The organism is Pseudonocardia yunnanensis, from assembly GCF_039534065.1.
In the GTDB taxonomy this organism is placed as follows: Bacteria; Actinomycetota; Actinomycetes; order Mycobacteriales; family Pseudonocardiaceae; genus Pseudonocardia; species Pseudonocardia yunnanensis.
This window is the reverse complement of the sequence record NZ_BAAAUS010000063.1, coordinates 181,746-202,338: the sequence shown is the minus strand read 5'-3', so window position 1 is coordinate 202,338 and position 20,593 is coordinate 181,746. Positions and strand designations below refer to the sequence as shown.

The 20,593-nt window shown below is 69.7% G+C and carries 20 protein-coding genes; 8 read left to right on the top strand and 12 right to left on the bottom strand.

The window, feature by feature from the left end; all coding sequences use genetic code 11:
- Window positions 1-24: 24 nt before the first annotated feature.
- Window positions 25-348, bottom strand: coding sequence for a 2Fe-2S iron-sulfur cluster-binding protein (locus ABD743_RS41535; RefSeq protein ID WP_344729758.1), 324 nt, complete (start codon window positions 346-348; stop codon window positions 25-27).
- A 78-nt stretch (window positions 349-426) separates the two neighbouring features.
- Here ABD743_RS41535 and ABD743_RS41530 point away from each other — a divergent pair, with 78 nt between their 5' ends.
- The 8 genes from ABD743_RS41530 (at window position 427) to ABD743_RS41495 (ending at window position 7,721) form a co-directional block, all read left to right on the top strand.
- Window positions 427-1,230 carry a 2,3-bisphosphoglycerate-dependent phosphoglycerate mutase gene (locus tag ABD743_RS41530; protein WP_344729756.1) on the top strand — a complete coding sequence of 268 codons (804 nt, stop codon included), beginning with the start codon at window positions 427-429 and terminating at the stop codon, window positions 1,228-1,230.
- A gap of 122 nt (window positions 1,231-1,352) precedes the next feature.
- Window positions 1,353-2,255, top strand: a complete 903-nt coding sequence (locus ABD743_RS41525; protein WP_344729754.1) for an ABC transporter ATP-binding protein — start codon at window positions 1,353-1,355, stop codon at window positions 2,253-2,255.
- Window positions 2,255-3,088 carry an ABC transporter permease gene (locus tag ABD743_RS41520; protein WP_344729752.1) on the top strand — a complete coding sequence of 278 codons (834 nt, stop codon included), beginning with the start codon at window positions 2,255-2,257 and terminating at the stop codon, window positions 3,086-3,088. The genes ABD743_RS41525 and ABD743_RS41520 overlap by 1 nt, the downstream gene beginning before the upstream one ends.
- Before the next feature lie 50 nt (window positions 3,089-3,138).
- Window positions 3,139-4,119: an ABC transporter substrate-binding protein gene (locus ABD743_RS41515; protein ID WP_344729750.1), complete on the top strand. Its 981-nt coding sequence runs from the start codon at window positions 3,139-3,141 to the stop codon at window positions 4,117-4,119.
- Between the two features lie 22 nt (window positions 4,120-4,141).
- Window positions 4,142-5,215 (top strand): cupin domain-containing protein, encoded by a 1,074-nt coding sequence (locus ABD743_RS41510; RefSeq protein ID WP_344729748.1) that lies wholly within the window; start codon window positions 4,142-4,144, stop codon window positions 5,213-5,215.
- Window positions 5,212-6,087, top strand: a complete 876-nt coding sequence (locus ABD743_RS41505; RefSeq protein ID WP_344729746.1) for an ATP-binding protein — start codon at window positions 5,212-5,214, stop codon at window positions 6,085-6,087. The genes ABD743_RS41510 and ABD743_RS41505 overlap by 4 nt, the downstream gene beginning before the upstream one ends.
- 51 nt (window positions 6,088-6,138) lie before the next feature.
- Entirely contained in the window at window positions 6,139-6,975 is an 837-nt protein-coding gene (locus ABD743_RS41500) for an NAD(P)-dependent oxidoreductase (protein ID WP_344729744.1), read from the top strand.
- A 188-nt stretch (window positions 6,976-7,163) separates the two neighbouring features.
- The gene (locus ABD743_RS41495) at window positions 7,164-7,721 is read left to right on the top strand and encodes a flavoprotein (RefSeq protein ID WP_344729742.1); all 558 of its coding nucleotides are present in this window, start codon (window positions 7,164-7,166) and stop codon (window positions 7,719-7,721) included.
- Between the two features lie 11 nt (window positions 7,722-7,732).
- Here the strand turns inward: ABD743_RS41495 and ABD743_RS41490 are convergent, their stop codons facing one another.
- From ABD743_RS41490 to ABD743_RS41440, 11 genes are all read right to left on the bottom strand, one after another.
- The gene (locus ABD743_RS41490) at window positions 7,733-7,960 is read right to left on the bottom strand and encodes a hypothetical protein (protein ID WP_344729741.1); all 228 of its coding nucleotides are present in this window, start codon (window positions 7,958-7,960) and stop codon (window positions 7,733-7,735) included.
- Between the two features lie 952 nt (window positions 7,961-8,912).
- A complete protein-coding gene (locus ABD743_RS41485; protein WP_344729740.1) occupies window positions 8,913-9,896 on the bottom strand; it encodes an amidohydrolase family protein in 984 nt (327 codons plus the stop codon).
- Window positions 9,897-9,912: 16 nt separating this feature from the next.
- Window positions 9,913-10,740: a PaaX family transcriptional regulator gene (locus ABD743_RS41480; RefSeq protein WP_344729739.1), complete on the bottom strand. Its 828-nt coding sequence runs from the start codon at window positions 10,738-10,740 to the stop codon at window positions 9,913-9,915.
- A complete protein-coding gene (locus ABD743_RS41475) occupies window positions 10,740-12,053 on the bottom strand; it encodes an MmgE/PrpD family protein (protein ID WP_344729738.1) in 1,314 nt (437 codons plus the stop codon). The genes ABD743_RS41480 and ABD743_RS41475 overlap by 1 nt, the downstream gene beginning before the upstream one ends.
- Entirely contained in the window at window positions 12,037-13,794 is a 1,758-nt protein-coding gene (locus ABD743_RS41470; RefSeq protein ID WP_344729737.1) for a hydantoinase B/oxoprolinase family protein, read from the bottom strand. The genes ABD743_RS41475 and ABD743_RS41470 overlap by 17 nt, the downstream gene beginning before the upstream one ends.
- The gene (locus ABD743_RS41465; protein WP_344729736.1) at window positions 13,791-15,854 is read right to left on the bottom strand and encodes a hydantoinase/oxoprolinase family protein; all 2,064 of its coding nucleotides are present in this window, start codon (window positions 15,852-15,854) and stop codon (window positions 13,791-13,793) included. The genes ABD743_RS41470 and ABD743_RS41465 overlap by 4 nt, the downstream gene beginning before the upstream one ends.
- A 15-nt stretch (window positions 15,855-15,869) precedes the next feature.
- Window positions 15,870-16,679, bottom strand: a complete 810-nt coding sequence (locus ABD743_RS41460; RefSeq protein ID WP_344729735.1) for an ABC transporter permease — start codon at window positions 16,677-16,679, stop codon at window positions 15,870-15,872.
- Window positions 16,679-17,422: an ABC transporter permease gene (locus ABD743_RS41455; RefSeq protein ID WP_344729734.1), complete on the bottom strand. Its 744-nt coding sequence runs from the start codon at window positions 17,420-17,422 to the stop codon at window positions 16,679-16,681. The genes ABD743_RS41460 and ABD743_RS41455 overlap by 1 nt, the downstream gene beginning before the upstream one ends.
- A 14-nt stretch (window positions 17,423-17,436) precedes the next feature.
- Complete coding sequence (locus tag ABD743_RS41450; RefSeq protein WP_344729733.1) at window positions 17,437-18,216, bottom strand: ABC transporter ATP-binding protein; 780 nt, start codon at window positions 18,214-18,216, stop codon at window positions 17,437-17,439.
- A 10-nt stretch (window positions 18,217-18,226) separates the two neighbouring features.
- Window positions 18,227-19,216, bottom strand: a complete 990-nt coding sequence (locus ABD743_RS41445) for an ABC transporter substrate-binding protein (RefSeq protein ID WP_344729732.1) — start codon at window positions 19,214-19,216, stop codon at window positions 18,227-18,229.
- Window positions 19,217-19,447: 231 nt separating this feature from the next.
- Window positions 19,448-20,494, bottom strand: coding sequence for a methyltransferase (locus ABD743_RS41440; RefSeq protein ID WP_344729731.1), 1,047 nt, complete (start codon window positions 20,492-20,494; stop codon window positions 19,448-19,450).
- Between the last annotated feature and the right edge of the window lie 99 nt (window positions 20,495-20,593).

Sequence of the window (20,593 nt, the reverse complement as noted above, 5' to 3'; positions counted from 1 at the left end):
GGAGAGGTCGAGCGCCGAGCCGGGTCACGGCTGGTCCGGCGGAATCTCGACAGCCAGGCCGTCCAACTCCTCGGTCATCACGATCTGACACGACAGCCGGCTGCCCGTTCGCCGCTCCGTCACCGCGAGGTCGAGGAGGTCCTCCTCGACGTCACCCGGCTCCCCCACCCGCTCGACGAACTCCTCGCGGACCCAGACGTGACACGTCGCGCAACTGGCGTTGCCGCCGCACTCCGCCACGATGCCGGTCACGCCGTTCTGGGTCGCCGCCGTCATCACGGAGTCGCCCACCCTGGCGTCGACACCGGTTTCGGTGCCGTCGGCGGAGATGAAGACAACTTTGGGCACGGCGCCCCCCTCGTCAGATCGGGCCGACGCTGCGGCATTGGTCTAACATCATACCTTATTCCAGCGAAGGGAGGATAGATGCGCGCGATACGACCGCGACCCGGTGGCGGCGCACACACACTGCTCCTGCTGCGCCATGGTCAGAGCGCGGCGAACTCGGAGGACAGCTTCAGCGGCTGGCTGGACGTGCCCCTCAGCGATCGCGGCAGGCGGGAGGCGGCACGCGCCGGCGAGCTGATGAAGGAGCAGGCCGTCCTCCCCGACGTCGTCCACACCTCGGTGCTGACACGGGCGATCCACACCGCGGACATCGCACTCGCTTCGATCGGACACCCGTGGCTGCCGACGAGGCGCAGCTGGCGCCTGAACGAGCGGCACTACGGCGCCCTGCAGGGCCGCAGCCGCACGGCGGTGCGCGCCGAGTTCGGGGACGAGCGCTACTCGCTCTGGCGACGCTCGTACGAGCACGCGCCACCGCCACTGCCCGAGGACGACCCGTCGAGCGCCCGGCACGACGGCCGCTACGCCGACGTGCCTGTTCGGGAGCTGCCCACGACAGAGGCGCTCTCCGACGTGTACCGCAGGGTCGTGCCCTACTGGCAGGACGCGATCGCCGCCGATCTGTACGCCGGCCGCGTCGTCCTCGTCGTGGCACACAGCAACTCCCTGCGGGCGCTGTGCATGCATCTCGACGCCCTCACCCCGCGCGAGGTGGAGACGCTGAACATCCCCACCGGCGTGCCGTTGCACTACGAGTTGGACCACGAGTACCGGCCGCACGTGCGAGGCGGCACCTACCTCGATCCCCAATCGGCTGCGGCGGGGATCGCCGAGGTGCTGGCCCAGGGCACCCGCCGGCCGCCCGAGCGCGGCTCCGCCTGAGCACGGCGACGGATCACCCCGGCGCAGCGGGCCGCGCCCCCGCCAGCTCCGGCCGGGAGCACCTGCGCCTGCCATGAGCGAAGTATTGCATCGGTATGACGTCAGTCCGTAGCCTCCGGTTCATGTCCCGCAGACGTGGCCCGGCGGTACCGCAGTTGGTGGGGGTGTCCTCAGGACCGCGGGGGGCGGGAGCAGACCCGTCGCGCCCGGCCCACCTGACGGCGTCGAACGTCCGTATCGAGTACCGCGCTCCGGGCACGGCCGACTCGGACATCACGCTCGCGGTCGACAACGCGAACCTCGAGCTGTCGCGCAGCGACTTCGTCTGCATCGTCGGGCCGTCGGGCTGCGGCAAGACCACGTTCCTCAACGCCATCGCCGGCTTCATCCCGATCAACGGCGGCACCCTGCAGCTCGACGGTGCCGACATCCCCGGCCCGGGGCCGGACCGGGCGATGGTGTTCCAGCAGGCCAGCCTCTTGCCGTGGCGCAGCGTTCTCGACAACGTCACCTACGGGCTCGAGCTCGGCAGGAGGATGAAGCGCTCGCAGGCACGAGACCGGGCACGCGGCCTGCTCGACCTCGTCGGGCTGTCGGGTTTCGCCGACCGCTACCCGGCGCAGCTCTCCGGCGGTATGCAGCAGCGGGTCAACTTGGCGCGGGCCCTGGCCGTCGAGCCGGAACTGCTCCTGCTCGACGAGCCGTTCGCCTCGATCGACGCGCAGACCCGCGAGGTCATGCAGGCGGAACTGCTGCGCGTCTGCACCGCACAGGACGTCACGGCGCTGTTCGTCACGCACGACATCGCCGAGGCGGCCTTCCTCGCCGACCGCGTCTGCGTCTTCAGCCCCCGGCCCGGCCACATCGTCCGCGAGGTGGCCGTTCCGTTCGAGCGGCCGCGCCACCAGCGCCTCCGCCGGTCGCCGGAGTTCCTCGCACTCGTCGACGAGATCGCCGACGTGCTGTACGGCGGTGGCACCGAGGCCGAGCCGGACGCCGCCGCGTCCGAAGGAGACGTCCACTGATGGCCCCACCGATCACCACAGCCGCCTCCACCAGACCGCCCCGCGTACCGACCGCCCGCAAGCGCACCTCGTCACGGCGGCCGAGCCCGCAGCTCCTGTACGGGACCGCCGCCGTCGTGGTGGTGCTCGGTCTCTGGCAGCTCGTCGCCGCGCTGCGGGTCAAGCCGGCGATCGTGCTCCCCGGGCCGATCGACGTCGTCGGGGCCTTCGAGCAGCTGTTCAGCAGCGCCACCATCTGGGACGACCTGCTCACCAGCGGTAAGGAGCTGCTCTACGGCCTGGTGATCGCGACCGTCGTCGGACTGCCGCTCGGGCTCCTGATCGGCTGGTACCGCAGGCTCTCCTACGTCGCGAACCCGCTCGTCACGTTCCTGTACGCGACCCCGCGCATCGCGCTGACCCCGCTGCTGATCATCTGGCTGGGCATCGGCGACACGTCCAAGATCGCGATCGTCTTCCTGATGGCGGTCTTCCCCATCCTGATCAACTCGGCCAGCGGCGTGCAGAACCTCGATCCGGCTGTGCTGCGGGTGGCCCGGTGCTTCGGCGCGGGCGACCTTCAGATCTTCCGGACGATCGCGCTTCCCGGTTCCGTGCCGTTCATCATCAGCGGGCTTCGGCTCGCGGTCGGGCAGGCCCTGATCGGCGTCTTCGTCGCCGAGCTCAGTGGGGCCATGCACGGCGTCGGCATGTTGATGAACAACGCGGGCCAGCAGTTTCAGACGTCCGTCGTGTTCGCCGGACTGTTCATCTTCGCCATCACCGGCGTGGTGCTGACCGGCCTCCTGCGCCGCGTCGAGCAGCACTTCGCCGCATGGCGCCCCGACCGCTGACAACAACCAGTACTGGCAAACCACCGCTCCCACCACCAAGGAGATCGACGATGACGTCGCACGCCCGGCGGAGGAACGTCGTCGGCGCCCTTCTCGCCGGCACCGTGGCCCTGTCGATGACGGCCTGTGGCGGTTCGGGGTCCTCGGACGCCGACGCCAACACGATGACGGTGAGCTACAGCCAGGTCGTCGCCGACCAGCTCCCGCTCTGGATCGCGGACGAGTCGGGCCTGTTCACGGCTCAGGGCCTGAAGGTCACGCTCACCAATCTCAGCGGTTCGGACGGCTTCCCGGCCCTGGTCTCGGGCCAGACCCAGCTCGCGTCGATCGGCGGGTCCGAGATGGTCTCCGGGGCGGCGTCCGGCGGCGAGGTGAACTACCTCGCGACCCTGACCCCGGTCTTTCCCTACGAGCTCTTCGCCAAGGTCACCGACCCGCAGGAGCTGAAGGGCAAGCGCATCGGCGTGACGTCCACCAGCGGGTCGCTGTACGTCGCCACGCTCGAGGCGCTGAAGCAGATCGGGCTCTCACCGTCCGACGTGCAGCTCACGCCGCTGGGCTCGGTCACGAACGTCAACAACGCGCTGGTCGCCGGCACGATCGACGCGGCGCTGTCGCACCCACCGGCGACGACCCAGATCGAGGCTGCGGGCTATCACTCACTGGTCGACCTGGCCAAGGACAAGATCCCCGCCTCCAACGTGGGTATCGCGGCCACGACCGACTACGTGAACGGCCACGGTGACCAGATCCGGCGGTTCCTCGCGGCCGTGCAACAGGCCATCACGCGGGAGAAGTCCGACGAGGCCTACTCCACGAGCGTGCTGTCGAAGCATCTCAACGTGACGGACCCAGCGGCGCTGCACGAGACCTGGCAGTACTACGCGCAGGAGGCCCTCCCCGACGTTCCGACCCCCACCGTGGCGCAGCTGCAGACGTCGGTGACCGAGCTGGCGCCGTCCGTGCCCGCGGTCAAGAGCCTCGACGTCGCGAAGATCGTGAACACGTCGTTCGTCACCCCCGCGGGATGACTCCGAGAAAGGTTCGAACACAGTGACTTCTGCTTCGCGCACCACCACCGAGGTAACGCACTACCACATTCAGAAAAAGCGCCGAGCCGCGTTCGTCGAGGAGTGGCGCAACTACCAGAAGACCGTGATCGCGCTCGCCGACGTCGAGATGGCGCAGACCGCCCGCGGCACCCGCGTCGGGGTGTACGTCAGCGAGGACGGCGACCGGCCGACCCGCACGATGGACGCGCTCGCGCACGAGATCGACCCGGGCGTCACGTCGACGATCCACCGCCACTCCTGGGACGCGATGGTCCTCGTCGTTGCCGGGCGGGGCTGGACGGAGATCGACGGACAACGCATCGAGTGGGGGCCGGGCGACTCGCTGCACCTGCCCGCCTGGTCCTGGCACCGATCCGGGAACGACGGCGCGGAGACCGCCCGCTACCTCAGCTTCTCGAGCGAGCCGATGCTCGCCACGATGGGCATGTCGGTGCTGGAGGACCAGGGACACACGCCGGTCGCGAACCTCCCCGGCCGCCCGGCCTTCTCCTCCGAGATCGACGGCGCCGACCCCTATTCACGACGGATGCGGCGCCTCGCCCGCGAACAGCGCAAGCGGCGCAGCGGACGGCTCCACACGAACTGGGACGAGTTGGAGCTGCTCCCGACACCGCGCGGCACCCGCACGACGTTCCTGCTGGACCGGGCGATCGGCTACGAGGCGTCCGGGATCACGATGGCCATGTTCGAGATCGGGCCGGGCCGCGGCCAGTCCATGCACCGCCACCCCGGCGAGGCCTGGCTCTACGTTCTCGAGGGCGAGGGCCACAGCTACATGGGAGAGGAGCCGGAGGGCGGGAAGAACCACCCCTGGCGCAAGGGTGACCTCATCGTCGTCGACCACTTCCTGTGGCATCAGCACTTCAACGACTCCCCCGACGGCACCGCCAAGGTCGTCCGGATCCACATGTTCGACAGCCTGCTCGAGACCATGCGCGTGCTGATGGACCCGAAGGTGCTGTTCGAGGAGCCGCCGGACCACATCCGGGACGCCCAGGCCGGCAACCCCCACGAGATCGACTGGCCCGCCGTCGAACGGCCGACCTGGCCGTGAGCACCGCGCATCTGCCCCCGGGTCTCCTGTCGATACACGTCCTGCCTGCCGACCATCACGACGGTCCGTGGGACCACATCCTCGTTCCGCCCGGCACCAAGGAACGACTGCTGAACCAGACGCTGCTGCGGCTGCGTCACGGCCGGGCGCTCGCCACGTTGCCGGGGCTCCCGCACGGCCTGATCGTCCTGGCCGGTCCCCCGGGCACAGGGAAGACCACGCTGGCGAGAGGCCTGGCGCAGTCGGCCGCCCGAGCGCTGGCTCCGCACGGGTCCACGACCTACGTGGAGATCGACCCCCACGCCTTCCCGAGCGAGATGCTCGGCGAGAGCCAGCGCAACATCACGCGGCTGATGACGGACACGCTGCCCGAGCTCGCGGCGCGTCGGCCGCACACGGTGGTGCTGATCGACGAGGTCGAGAGCTTCGCCGTGCGCCGGTCGACGGCATCCTTCGGCAGCAACCCCGTGGACGTGCACCGCGCGACGGACGCCGTGCTGGCCGGGATCGACTTCCTCGCCGAGTCCCACCCGCGCATCGTCTTCGTCGCGACGACCAACTTCCCGGAGGCCGTCGACGAGGCCTTCCTGTCGCGGTCCGACCTGGTGCTGACCCTCGGCCTGCCGGACGAGGCGACCATCGCGGCCATCCTGCAGCGTTCGCTGGCGGAGCTGGCCGGCATCTGGCCGGGCACGCGCCCGCTCGCGGAGGACACCGCGCTGCACCGCAAGCTCGCCGCCCACAGCGCCGGATGGGACGGACGCCGGGTGCGCAAGGTCGTGCTCACGGCGCTGGCACAGCGCCCCGAGGTCGCACTCGATCCCAACCTGCTGGAACCCGCCGACCTGCTCGCCGCCGTCGAGGCGGCCTGACGGGTCGGTCCGAGCCGAGAGTGGAGGAACACCGTGGCCCGAGGTGATGGCGTGCCGGAACAGAACACGGTCGGTCTGATCGGACTCGGCGCGATGGGCCTGCCGATCGCGGGCCACCTCGCCCGGTCCGGACTCGCCGTGACCGTCCACGACACGGACGCGACGCGCAGCGAAGCGGCGGCCGAGCACGGCTGCGACGTGGCGCCCGACGCTGCCGGGGTCGGCGTGAGGAGTGCGGTGACGCTCGTCCTCGTCCCGACCGACGACGACGTGCGTGCCGTCTGCCGGGCCGTGCTCGACCGGGCACCCGGCTCGACACTCGTCGTCTGCAGTTCGGTGCACCCCGCGACGATCCGCGAGATCGCGGCGGCGTCGGCGGAGCGGACCGGAGACGGTGGAGTGCTCGACGCCGCGTTGACCGGCGGGGTGCGGGCGGCAGAGGACGGACGGGTCAACCTGCTCGTCGGCGGGGAGAGCGCCGACCTCGCGCGGGTGCGGCCGGCCCTCGACCCGTGGTGCGCGTCGGTGCATCATCTCGGCGGGCTCGGCGCGGGTCAGATCGCCAAGAGCGCCAACAACCTCGTGCACTGGGCCCAGATCTGCGCGATCGAGGAGGCCCTCGACCTCGCGCGCAGCCACGGCCTGTCCGTGCCTGCGCTACGAGCGGCGCTGTTCGACGCGCCCACCGACAGCCGGACGCTGCGGGAGCTCGAACGGATGCGGCTCACCTGGTGGGCGAAGGATCTCGACTCCGTCGAGCGGCTCGGCCACGAGATCGGCCGACCGATGCCGGTGGCGGACATGTGCCGGGCCCGGATGCCCTCGATCACGGTCGGCAGCCTCGCCGAGCTGTTGGTGTGGGAACCGACCGGCGACCCGACTCCCTGATCCCGCGATTCTCCCGTTTGTCGAGCACGAATCGCCCGTATCCCGCGCGGGCCGCGCAAAAAGTGATGGCCCGGCCATAGCAGACGAAGTCGTGCAGTTCCGTGCCGAACTCGCACGGGTCGACCACAGCTATGATTGGCGGAACTGAATCCGGCAACGGGGTGGGGTCGAAACGTTTGATGAGATGTGTGGAGATCGTCGCATGCGGTTCGCCCCCCGCACGAGGAATCAGCGAACTCGTGTCGCTGGCCCAGGCCGACAAGTGGGACCCATTTGTCACATTGTCACCGACGGCCACGAAGTGGGCCTCCATCGCCCATCTGGAACGACAGACCGGTTATCCGGTGAGAACCGAGTTCCGCACCCCGGACGAGGAGTTGCCCGTCCCCGCGAGCGACGCCGTCATCGCCTGCCCGGTCACGGTCAACACCGTCAACAAGTGGGCAGCAGGGATCTGCGACACCCTGGCGCTGGCGACGCTCGTCGAGGCGATCGGCCGGGGCGTACCGATCGTTGCCGTGCCGTTCAGCAACCCCGCGCATCTCGCGCATCCGGCGTTCCGCAGGAACCTGCGCGAGCTCAGCGACTGGGGAGTACGGGTGGTCATGCTCGACTCGCCGTACATGGACAGCAGCGCCTGGGACAGCAGCCGCACGCCCGACCAGGCGCAGAGCCCTTGGGAGATCGCCATCGCCGAACTGCGTCGAGCGGCCGGCGACGGCGTCTCTCCCAAGGCGCCCCTCTGACGACACGCCGCCTACGACGCGATCGCCCCTTGGAGGACGAGCGCCTCTGCGAGCCCGTCCCGGTCGGCCGAGCGCGCGTCAGCGACGGCGAGCAACTCGAAGCTCACGATCGTCTGGTCGGACAGGGACATGTACTCGGCGCGCACAGCCTCGTAAAGGTGGCCTTCCTTGTTCGGCCCGACCAACTTGCCGACGACACCTTCGGTCCGGTTGCCGAGGTAGATCAACTGCATCTTCATCAGTCCTTGATCAGTTTCCCGAGGATTGGGGACGGTCGTGGAGCAGGCATCAGCGCCACGCCGATGCCGTGGAGTACAGCGGTAAAGCCCCGGGGAGCCCGGCTTCCCTGCCAGGTCGGCAGCACCGCCGATGCGCGTGAGCGCCTCGCCCCTCCGTCAGGCCCGCGTCGGCCTCGGTCAGGACTTGAGCTTCGACCACCTGGATCTGATCCGGCCGGAAGGCCGGAGATCTTGACGAGCACGGCGCCCGTGCCGTCCTCCCGGAAGTCTAGGCCGCCGAGCGGCGCCCTTTGCGCCGATCTCGACGATCCAGCCGGTGTTGTCTGTCACCTGAACCTTGACGCCGCCATGAACGTTTACTAGGCATGCCGTCGTTTCTTCTTCGCATCGTTCCCGGCGGTTCAGGAATCCGGCCGAACGCAATTCACGGTGCTCGACGGAATCGAACGACACCCGGAGGATTGCTGTTGAAGGCGCCGTTCGCCTACCGGACAACCCCGATCGGGCTTCAGTCCATGGCGGCGACATCTCGGTGCTGGACGGGCGGCCAGCAATCCCGAGTGGGTCCTGGACCTGCGACTTCGTGCGCTCGAGTGGCATGTGCCACGAGCCGGTGCAGGTCTGCACGGGCGGGGTCGGCTGCAAGCAGCTCTTCGGACCCACTGCCGATGTCGACGAATCTTCCCGCCGACGTGATAGCTGGTGAGGATTTCCGCGGTGCTCAGGTGGGTCTGCTCGACCATCGCCGCGTCGGCGAAGGCGGCGGGAGCAGGGTTCTCACGTCGGGAGTCGACGCGCAACGTCCCGCGGAATAGGTCATCGAAGAACCGGCGCGAGCCCTCGCCCGTGAACAGCGCGTGCACCGGTGTCAGCGCGAACGCGCTCACGACAACTGCCCGCGGGAGGCGGCCGTGGATTCGGCCGCCTCCCGCGGGATGCGATCAGCAGGCGATCAGGTCAGATTGAGAACGGCCTCGACGTTCGTGGATCGGATCCGGGCATGCTGCTCGTCGCTCAGCCCGGCCTCCTCGAGGACACCGACTGCCGCTTTCGGGCTCCAGCACGGGTGGTCGGTGCCGTAGATCACCTTGTCCGGCCCGTAGAACTCCAGTGCCGTGCGCACCGTCAGGGCCTGCGGCGTGACGGTGTCGACGAAGATCCGCTTCAGGTAGTCGCTCGGCGGCAGCGGCAGCGACTCCTGCCGTGCGTTCTTGTCGATGCGGCCTGCCTGGTACGGCAGGAACCCGCCGCCGTGCGTCTGGATGATCTTCAGGTCCGGGTACCTCTCCATGACGCCCGCGAAGATCAGCCGCAGGACCGTCACGCTCGAGTCGAACAGCCGGCCGATCGTGCGCTGGAGGGCGTCTCCGTAGTCGGCCAGCATCTCGCCGAACACCAGGTCGGTCGGGTGGATGATCAACGGCACGCCGAGCTCGGCCACCCGTGCGTAGAACGGCTCGAGCCGGGCGACGTCGATCGGGTTGCCCGCGGTCACCGGCGGAAGGTTCACCCCGCGCAGGTCCAGGTCCCGCACCGCGTGGTCGAGCACCGAGAGGGCCAGCTCGGTGTCCTGCAACGGCACGGCCGCCGTGCCGAAGAAGCGGTCGCGGTGGGTGCGTTGCGCCTTGGCGATCTCCTCGTTGTAGGCGTAGGCCGTGTCGATCGCGTCCTTCGCGGGCAGCTGGTCGAGCAGCCCGCTCAGCACTCCCGTCGTGCAGACGACGACCGTGTCCGGGCCTGTCGCCGCCTCCGATGCGGCGAGCCCGGCGTCGAGGTCGAACCAGACCGCGGGCAGCGGCAGGAACCCGCGCCCCTCGTTGTAGTAGTACCGGTAGCCGTCCCCGACGCGTTCGGTGCGCGGGTGCTCCGCGCGCCCGGCCATGTGCTCGAAGTGGGACCGGGGGAACCAGTGGAAGTGCGAGTCGACGGTGCGCAACGAGAGCTCCCTTTCCTCAGACGTCTCCTCGGTGGGCCGCGAGGATCTCCGTGAACAGTTCGGCGGCGGCCGGTTCGTACCGGGCGTGCAGCGTGCGGAACAGCTCCTGGCACCGGCCCGCCGGCCAGTCGGAAGGCACGTGCTCGGCAGGCAACCTGGGCGTCTCCCTGAGCAGCTGGCGCCACGTGCTGATCAGGAGCAGTTCCCGGCCGAGCTCGTCGGTGGCGGCCGGGGCCGGGGCCGGCACGTCCCACTCCCGCAGAAACTGCTCGTAGAGCTGCACGAGCTCGTCGAGCGCCCAGACGCGGGAGACCATCTCGTGCACGTCGGCGAACTTCGGGTAGCCGGTGAAGGCGTCGATGTGCTGGTCGATGCCCATCTCCGCGAGCCCCTTGCGCAGCTCGGTCAGGTCCTGGTCGCCGGGCGCGATCCAGACGCCGTCCCGCAGCAGGCCGAACCCCTCCCACGCGAGCCGGCGCCGCAGCAGGTGCCGCTCCTTGCGCTGGGTCTCCGGGATCGTGAAGCTCAGGATCGTCCAGGCGCCGGCAGGACCAGGAGTGCCGCCCTGCTCGTGGAAGGTGTGCGCCTCCTGGTTGCGGACCACGGTCAGCCCCACCTCGGTGGCCCGGAAGAACGCGAGCCGTCCCCGGCGCAACCGCTCCAGCAGGCCCCGCTCGGTCATCCGGGACAGGGTGAGCCTGCTCGCCTGTTCGGCCAGCCCGATCCGCGCCAGCACCTCGATGTAGCCCTGGGTCGAGATGGCCGGGTTGTCCGGGAGGCAGTAGCGCCCCAGCATGGTCATCAGGACCGCCTGCGGTGTCGGCGCGCGGACCTCTCCCGCCATCAGACCTCCTGAAACGCGTGCGAGCGGTGCAGCAACGGCAGCACCACGTCCAGGAGCGCCGTCCGCGGCGCCACGCCTTCTGCGCCGAGCAGGATGCCCACCAGGTCTCCCGCCGGCCCGTCGCCGAGCGAGGGACCGGCCAGGGTGACGAACTTGGCCACCAGCTCGGACGTGCTCAGTTCATGGCCGGGGTCGCCCCGGGCGTCGCGGCGCTCGACGCGGACCGTACCGGAGGTGGTGCTCACCTCCAGCCGCGCGCCCCAGCTCGCCGGATACGCCGCGGAAAGATCATCGGCCGGGATCACCGTGACCCGCTCGGCCAGGCCGACGATCTCCTCGTCCGCCAGCAGTTCCGGTCCGAACTCCCACGGTGAGCAACGCCCTCGCACCACCGATACGGCCAGCATGAACTGCGCGCTGGCCAGAGCGTTGAGGGACGAACGGAACGGCGGTGGCCGGTCCACGGGACGGACCAGCTGCGCGGGGAGTGCACACCGGATGCCGAGCACCCCGTCGGCGACGTCCACGGTGGATACCGCGTCGATCGCCGCCTGCATGTGCTTGGCGCCGGCATGGACCTTCATGCTCGTCTCCGGCAGCAGGAAACCGCTGCGGAGCTCACTCTGCCTGCGCATCGGCGACCTGATGTCGTCCAGGACGTCCACCGGGCCGCGCCACCCCGCCCTCACCGCCAGAACAGCACCCACAGCGCGCTCGGCGGCCATGCCACTGAGCAGGTAGCGCCCGTCGGCGGCGGCGGTGCTGCCTGCGACCACCCCGCCGGCCTGCTGCGCCGCCAGCCCGATGGCAGCAGCGGTGTGTTCCGGGGACTGCCCGAGCAGGAGGGAGACGGCGGCGGCGCCACCGAGCGGCGCGACGAGCGCCGTCGGCCACCAGCCATCGGCGATCAGCTGGTCTCCGCCGATGGCCAGCGCCGCGGCGAGCGCGACCTCGTAGCCCGCCGCGTAGGCACGCAGGAACTCCTCCCACGTGACGTCGGGCCGCAGCTCCAGGGCCGCCAGCGCGGCGGGCAGCACCACACAGCCCGGGACCAGCACCGCGCCGCGGTGGACCCCCGCCACCTCCCATGCGTTGGCGTAGATCCCGGTGATGAAGGCGGTGCGGCGCGGCCCGGGTCGCAGGCCCACGCCGTCGGCGAGCCGCCGGGCCTGCTCGTGCAACGTGGTGTGGCCGGCGAGCACCGCCCCCACCGTGTCGGCCAGGTGCGCCCTGGTGGCCACACGGACCCGCTCGGGAAGCGGGTCGCGGGCCATCGCGTGCGCACGCTCGGCCAGCTCAGTGACGAGCGACATCGGCCGCCTTGCGCAACGCCTCGGTGGCGGACACATCGACCTCGCCGGCATCCGAGACGACCACGCCGTACTGCTCCCGCGCCGCGTCACGCGAGACGAACCCGTCCAGGACGTCCTCGAGCACCTCGGCCACCGGACGGTCGAACGGGACGCCCCAGCCACCGCCGCCTGCCGTGCGGAAGCTGATCGACGAGCCGGGCTCCAGTCGCAGCCCCGTGTGCTTCTTGACGTGCACGGGCTCGGCACCGGGCTGGACGACGACCGTGTCGTTCACCGCGCCGGGCTGCCCACCGTGCAGACCCCACGGGGGGCAGGTGGTGCGCTCGTTGGCGATGTTGGTGAACACCACCTGCTGCGGCAGCGCCTCGATCTCCAGCCCGAGGCCGCCCCGGTGCTGCCCAGCACCGCCACTGTCGGACCGCAGCTCCTGCTTGGTGAACACCAGCGGGTAGCGCGACTCCTGGATCTCGATCGGGATGTTGCGGACATCGCCCTGGCACACCGAGACGCAGGCGCTCGGGCCGTCGCCGACGGGTCGCCCGCCCCAGCCGCCGCCGTTGATGTTCAGGCAGACGAACCGCGAACCGCTCCGCTCGTCGACGCCGTAGAAGGTGAACCCGGACATGTCGCCCTTGTGCCCGGCAGGCACCTGATCCGGCAGGGCGGGGGCGAGCGCCTTGATGATCGTGTCCACCACGGTCGGCAGCGAGATGCTCCACTGGCCGAGCGCGGCCGGCGGCTTCGCGTTGAGCAGCTTGCCCTCGGGCAGGATGACGTGGAGGTTGCGGAACGACCCCTCGTCCACGGGGTGCGTCGGGAGGGTCAGGGCCTTGAACGCCACGCGTGCGGCCGCGACGCCACCCGACTTGCCGGAGTTGAGCGGGCCCTGCACCTGCTCGGCGATTCCGGAGAAGTCGATGGTGAGCTCCTCGCCCGCCACCTCCACCCGGATGTCCAGGGTGATCGGCTGGTCCAGCTTCTGCCCGTCGTTGTCCATCCACGACGAGGCGAAGTACTCGCCGTCGGCCATCCGCGAGACCGCGTCACGCGACAGGCGTTCGGACTGGTTGCGCATCTCCTCGATGCACGCCATGACCGTGTCGAGGCCGTACCGCTCCGCGAGCTCGGCGATGCGCCGCTCACCCAGGCGGCAGGCCGCGATCGCCGCGCGCAGGTCACCCAGCGAGGACTCCGGCATCCGGATGTTGTCCTTGAGGATCTGCATGACGTCGTCGTCCCACCGGCCCGCCTTGAGCACCTTGATCGAGCGAAGCTGCAGGCCCTCGGCGTAGATGTCGGTGGTGGCGGTGGAGCCGAAGCCGATGCGGGAGCCGCCGATGTCCACCCAGTGCGCCCGCACGGCGGGGAACGCCACAACCTTGCCGTCGACGAAGATCGGCGTGTAGACCACCACGTTGTTGAGGTGCTGGCCTGCGACGTACGGGTAGTTCATCACGATCGCATCGCCGGGCTCGAACCCGTCGAGCCCGTAGCGCGCGATGCCGTCGGCGACCGAGACACCGAGGTCGGCCAGGAAGATCGGCAGCCCGCCGAGGTTCTGCGCGATGAGCTCGCCGGCCGTGTCCACGAGGCCGACGCAGTAGTCCTGGACCTCGAAGATCATCGGGTTGTACGCCGTGCGGCGCAGTGCCGAGGCCATCTCGTCGGAGTACGCGACCAGCGCGCATCGGACGACCTCGAGGGTGATCGGGTCGGGTGCGGTCGTGGTGGGCGCGGTCATGCCGGGCTCCCTACTGCGATGACGAGTGACTGGTCGGGAGCGACGGTGAGCACGTCGCCTTCGTAGAAGACCACCGACGACGTGGCCTCCTGCACCACTGCCGGGCCGGTGATCCGGTGACCCGGGCCGAGGGCCTCACGGTCGTAGACCGGGCACAGCACCGGGTCAGGACCGCCACCGTGGAGCACGACCGGCCGGGTGTCGACCGGCTGAGCGGGGCCGGCCGCGGGCTGCGCGGCGGGCATCTCGCCGGCGCTGCCGCCCAGCGGCAGGGAGATCACCGTGCGCACGCCGATCGCCTCGACGGCCTCCTCCGGGGCCTGGTGGCCGTAGAGCCGGTCGTGCATCGCGTCGAAGTCCGCGCGGACCGACGCGTACGTCGCCGTGGACAGCCCGTCCTCGGGAACCGGCACCGCGATCGTGAACTCCTGGCCCCGGTAGCGCAGCTCCAGGAAGTGGTGCACGGCCGGGGTTTCCGCCGGCTCGCCGACGTCGGCCCGCAGCCGGGCAGCCGCCTCGGCGGCGAGCGACTTGAGCGTCACCGCGTAGTGCTCGATCGTGGCCGGCTCGAAGGCCGCAAGCTGTGTCCTGGTCAGGTCGTGACGCACCTGCGAGGACAGCATGCCCTTCGCGGAGAACTGGCCCGGCAGCACAGGCACGATCACCGTGCCGATGCTGAGCTCCCGGGCGATCGAGACGGCGTGCAGCGGCCCAGCTCCGCCGGTGGCCACGAGCGCGAACTCACGCGGGTCCTCGCCCTTCTCCACCGACACGGCTCGCACGGCGAGCGACATCTGCGCGTCCGCGATCGTGACGATGCCCCGGGCCGCGGCGACGACGTCCAGCCCGAGCGGCTCGGCGACGTGCTCGCGGATCGCCGCCTCGGCCGCCGCGCGGTCCAGCTGCATCTCACCGCCGAGGAACCGGCTCGCACCCAGGCGTCCCAGGATCAGGTTGGCGTCGGTGACCGTCGGGCGGTCACCGCCCAGCCCGTAGCAGGCCGGCCCGGGTGACGCGCCGGCGCTGCGGGGACCGACCTTCAGCGCGCCTGCCGCGTCGACCCACGCGATGCTCCCGCCGCCGGAGCCCACCTCGACGATGTTCACCACGGGCAGCGACATCGGATGCCCCGTGGCGTAGCCGCCGATGTAGTAGCCGGGGCTGATGTCGACCTCGCCGTCCTTGACGAGGCTGGTCTTCGCGGTGGTCCCGCCCATGTCGAAGGGGATCAGCCGCGACCTGCCCAGCCCGTCGGCGAGCGCGGCCGCCCCGATGACGCCGGCGACCGGGCCGGACTCCATCATCCGCACCGGGCTGCGCCGGGCGGTCTCGACGGACATGATCCCGCCGTTGGACTGCATGATGAGCAGCCGGCCGCGGAAGCCCCGCCGGGCGAGCCGGTCGGTGAGCGAGTCGAGGTAGCGCGAGACGACCGGACCGACGTACGCGTTGAGCACCGTGGTCGAGGTGCGTTCGTACTCGCGGTACTCGCGCATGATCTCGTGCGAGAGCGTCACGTACGCCTCGGGCCACAGCTCGGCGAACAGGCGGCCGATCGCGAGCTCGTGCTCCGGGTTGGCGTAGGAGTGCAGCAGGCACACCGCCACCGACTCGACTCCGGTGCCCCGCAGCTCCTCGATCAGCGAGGTCGCCGCTGCGATGTCCAGCGGGGTACGCACGCTGCCGTCGGCCAGCACGCGCTCGCGCACCTCGCGGCGCAACCTCCGCCGGACCAGCGGCGTCGGCTTGCCGAAGAACAGGTTGTACGGATCCGAGCGGTTACCGCGCCCGATCTCGTAGACGTCCCGGAACCCCTCGGTGGTGATCAGGGCGGTGTTGGCGCCGACCCGCTGGAGCACCGTGTTGATCGCGATGGTGGAGCCGTGCAGGAACAGCTCGGTGTCGGGCAGGTGCGCGCCGAGCTTGTCGAGCCCGTCCAGCACGCCGACTGCGTGGTCGTGCGGAGTGGTCAGCGTCTTCGCCGTGCTGAAGACGCCGTCCCCGTCCACCCCCGTCAGGTCGGTGAACGTCCCGCCGATATCGGCGGCGATCTGCTTCATCGTCTTTCTCCTGGGTCAGTCGAGGTCGGCGCGCCACGAGTCGGCGAGGCCTTCCAGCCGCCGGGCGAGCAGGTTGAGGGCGACACCGGCGACGACCACGACGAGAACGGAAGCGAGGACGTCAGTGGTGCCGAGATGGCCGGCGAAGGAGCTGATGTTGTAGCCGATCCCACCGTCGCCTGCGAAGAACTCCCCGACGACGACGCCCACGAGCGCACGTCCGACACCGAGTCGCAGGCCGGCCATGATCGTCGGGATCGACGCCGGGAGGATCACCTTGCGCAGCAGGGCGGTCTCCCCCGCCCCGAACGACCTGGCTGCCTGCACGAGCTTCGGGTCGACGTTGCGCACGCCCTGCATCGAGTTGACGATCACGGGCACCACGGACATGAGGAACGTGATGGCGATGACGGTCGGGCTGCCGAGCCCGAGCACCAGAACGAGCAGGGGGAACAGGGCGACGATGGGAGCCGAGTACAGCAGCCAGACGTACGGCTCGATCGCGTACTCGACATAGCGGTAGCGGCCCATGACGAGGCCGAGCACCACGCCGACGACAGCGGCGACGACGAACCCGATCAGCAGTTCGAGCGCGCTGGTGCCGATGCTCCTCAGCAGCAGCCCCGAGGTGGCCTGCTCGACGAGCGACTCCCCGATCAGCTGCGGCGACGAGGTGAGGAACGAGTTCACGAGCCCGAGGGACACGGCAAGCTGCCAGACGATGGCGACGGTGACGAGGAAGCCGCCGCCGAGCAGCACCGGAACGAACCGGTCGCCGCGTCCGGTCGTCTGTCCGGTCGAGGCCTGTCCGGTCGAAACCGCCATCACGCCGCCTTCCAGGACGAGACCCTGCGCTCGGTGGCCCGCAGCACGGAGCTGACCGCGTAGCCGAACACGGCGACGAGCAGCGTGAGGAACAGCAGCGGCGCGATGACGAAGCTCTGGCCGTAGGAGGAGATCTGCAGACCGAGGCCCTGCGTGCCGCCGTAGAGCTCGGCGACGATCACCGCGATGACACCGCGTCCTGCGCCCAGGCGCAGGCCGGCCACGATGGTGGGCAGCGCGCTGGGGAAAAGCACCTTGACGAACACGTCGCGGTCGCCGGCACAGAACGACCGAGCCGCCCTGACCAGGCGCGGATCGGTCTCGCGGATGCCCGCCATCGAGTTGACGACGATGGTGATCACCGCCTCCACGAACACCATGGCGATCTTGGACACCGGCCCGATGCCCAGCGCAAGCACGATCAGCGGCAGCAGGGCGAGCGACGGGGTGACGTACAGCGCCACGAGCGCCGGTTCCAGCGTCTGGCGCAGCCGCAGCCGCCAGCCCATCAGCATGCCCAACGGCACCCCGACCACGACGGCCAGCACGAACCCGACGATGAACTCGATGAGGGTGATCTGCGCGTTGCTCCACAGCTCACCGGAGCCGGCCATCTCCACACCGGCCTCGACGATCGCCAGCGGCGTGCTCGTGTAGCTCGTGTCGATCACTGCGAGCATGCCGGCCGCCTGCCAGACGGCCAGAACCACGACGACGCTGCCCGTGATCCACCTGGCCGGCACCGGAATCCGTGCGATCACAGCGCCACCGGGGCCTGCACCGCTCCGCCGAAGAGCAGGCTCGCCAGATGCGTGCGGTACTGGCCGAACGCAGCGCTCGCCCGCACCGCGGAGTCGCGGGGTCGCGGCAGGTCGATCTCCATCACCTCGGTGACCCGGCTCGGGCTGCCGCCCATGACCAGCACCCGGTCCGCGAGGAAGATCGCCTCGTCGATCCCGTGCGTCACGAACAGCACCGTCTTGCGGTCGAGGTCCCAGATCCGCAGCAACTCGCCTGCCATCAGCTCGCGGGTCTGCGCGTCGAGTGCGCCGAAGGGCTCGTCCATCAGCAGCACGGCGGGGTCCATCGCCAGTGCGCGGGCGATCCCGACCCGCTGCCGCATTCCGCCGGACAGCTGGTGCGGGTGGCTTTCCTCGCGCCCGCCGAGCCCGACCAGCTGAACGAACTCCCGCGCGGTGCGCAGCCGTTCCGCCTTGCCGACGCCGGTGAGCTCGAGCCCGAATGCGACGTTGTCCAGAACCGTGCGCCACGGCATCAGCGAGGCATCCTGAAAAACCATCGCCCGGTCCGGGCCCGGCTTGGTGACCGCTGTGCCCTGAATACTGATCCGGCCGCCCGAGATCGGGATCAGACCGTCGGCGGCCATGAGCACGCTCGACTTTCCGCACCCACTCGGGCCGACGATCGTGACGAACTCGCCCTCGGCGATGTCGGCGTCGAAGCCGTCGACCGCGACGAACGAACCGGCTTTACCCGGATACGAGATCTGCAGTTTGTCGAAAGTGATGTGTCCCATTGCGATCCCCTCAGCTCGCTGCGGGCAGGAACCGCGGGTCGAGCCATTTCTCGTCCGGGATCCGGGAGTCGAAGAGCTTGCCCTGCAGGCCCATGTTCCAGAACGCGTCCATCGCCTGGGCCGACGGCATGCGCCCGTCGGGATAGAGCTTGTCGATCCACTCGCTCATGCTGGCCTTCGCATCGTCGACGGAGATCTTCATCGCCCCGGCCATGGCCTGTGCAGCAGTGTCGGGCTGATCCTTCGTCATCTGCATCGCCGCGCTGAGGGTGTCGACGAACCGCTTGGCCCGGTCCGGGTTGCCGTCCACGAAGGACGAACTGCCCCAGGCGACGTGCATCGGGTAGGTGTCGACGACGTCCTTGAGATCGAGGATCTTGTTGTATCCGGCCTTCTCGGCGAACACGGTCTGCGGCTCGGTGAAGATGTTCGCCTGCAGTTGTCCTGCCTGCATTGCCGCCAGCCGGGCCGCCGATGCACCACCCTGAATGATCTTGATATCGGTGTCGGGGTTCAGCCCGGCCTTTGCGGCTGCATAACGGGTGAGCAGATCGGTCGAGGAGCCGAGCGTGGTCACGCCCCAGTTGCGGCCCTTGCCTTCGGCAACGCTGTGGATCTCCGGAACGGCGTACCAGGCGAAGGCCGGCATGTCGAAACCGCCGTAGAACACCTTTGCGTCCTGGCCGGCCTCAACGGCGGTGAGCGGGCCGGTCAGCGAGCCGATGGCCACGTCGACGTCACCGGAGAGCACCGCCTTGGCCAGCTCGGCGTCGCCCTTGAACGTGACGACCTTGACCTCCAGGCCGTGCTGAGCCCACATGTTCTTGTCGTCGGCCAGATACACCGACGCCAACGTGGTGGCCTCCACCGGCAGACCGAGCGTGATCGTGTTGCCGGTGTTCGCCGAACCGCCCCCACATGCGCTGAGAGCGAATGCGAGCAGAGCGGCGATCACGATCACGGGCGACCGGACGAGCCAGGACGACCTTCGAAAAGGCATGACGAAACCCCGTTCTGTCCACGGAGAAGAGCGAGGTGCCGGACACCGTGGGTCCTACGGGGGAGCACCTCGTCGTGTGCGGCACATGTTGCACGCAAACGCGACGACCGTCAAGATCCTGATAAACGTGAGCCCGGCGGCGGAGCGTCCCTCGGCACACACCCCGTGGCCACCGTGCACACGTTCGGACATTTGTGCGGTGGCCAACCGGTGTGTGCGCTGTGGGGCGGCCTACTGTTCGGCGCGGACGGCTTCTATCAGGCTGTATCCCATCGCCAGCGGCAGCACCCTGCTCGTTGTCAGGCCCGCTGATCCCAGCAGGTCCCGGAACTGCGACTCGGTGCGCTCCAGAGCCGCATGCGCCACGAGCATGTGCAGGTCGGCGCGGGCGAGCAGGCGGTGCTCCGGCCTCGGCTCCATCACCTCCGGTACGACCCGTTCGATCACCAGCAGCTTCGACGAGCCGGTCATCGCACGACGGCAGGTGGCGAGGATGTCGTGGCTGAGTTCGTCGTCCCAGTCGTGCAGGACGTTCTTGAGCATGTAGGCGTCGGAATCCGCGGGCAGCTCCTCGAAGAAGCTGCCCGACAGGAGCGTGCAGCGGTCGGCGACGCCGCACTTCTCCAGGTACGGGCCGGCTTTCTCGATCGCGTGCGGGAGATCGAACAGCACACCCTCGACGGTGGGGTTGGCCGCCAGGACGGCCGCGAGCAGCTCCCCGTACCCGCCGCCGACGTCGACGATCCGCGACGTGGCGCCGAAGTCGTAGCCGGTGACGATACTGCGCGTGGTCAGGCGGGTGTTCTCGGCCATCGCGGAGTTGAAGATCGCGGCGCGAGCCGGATCATCGCGCAGGGGGTCGAAATGCGCGCTCCCGCTGACGATCTCGCGGGCGCTGCGGCCGGTGGTGACGCTGTCGAGCAGGTGGGCCCACTCGGGCCACACCTCACGGCCCCAGTAGATCGTCCAGGAACGGACCGACCCATCGGTGTCGGTGCGGAGCAGCTCGCCCATCGGCGTCAGCTCGAACGTGCCGTCCGCACTCTCGCGGCAGATGTCGAGCGTCACGAGCGCGCGCAGCAAACGCTGCAGCGACGGAGCGTGCGTCTGCGTGGCCGCAGCAAGATCGTCGGCGGTGCACCGACCCTCGGCGATGAGATCGGGCAGGCCCAGCTCGGCCGCCACGCGGGTGGCTTGGGTCATCCAGCTGCTGTTCACGATCTCGAGCAGCCGCGCCGCATGCGCGAGCACCTCGTCGCTCGGGTCAACCTCCGACATGTGGGCTCCTCTCCCCCTGCGGCAGCGCCGTCGACCCATCCTCAGTTCGGAGTGGACGGCAGCCAAGCACTGTTTCCGCATGGCGGCATGGCGACCGTC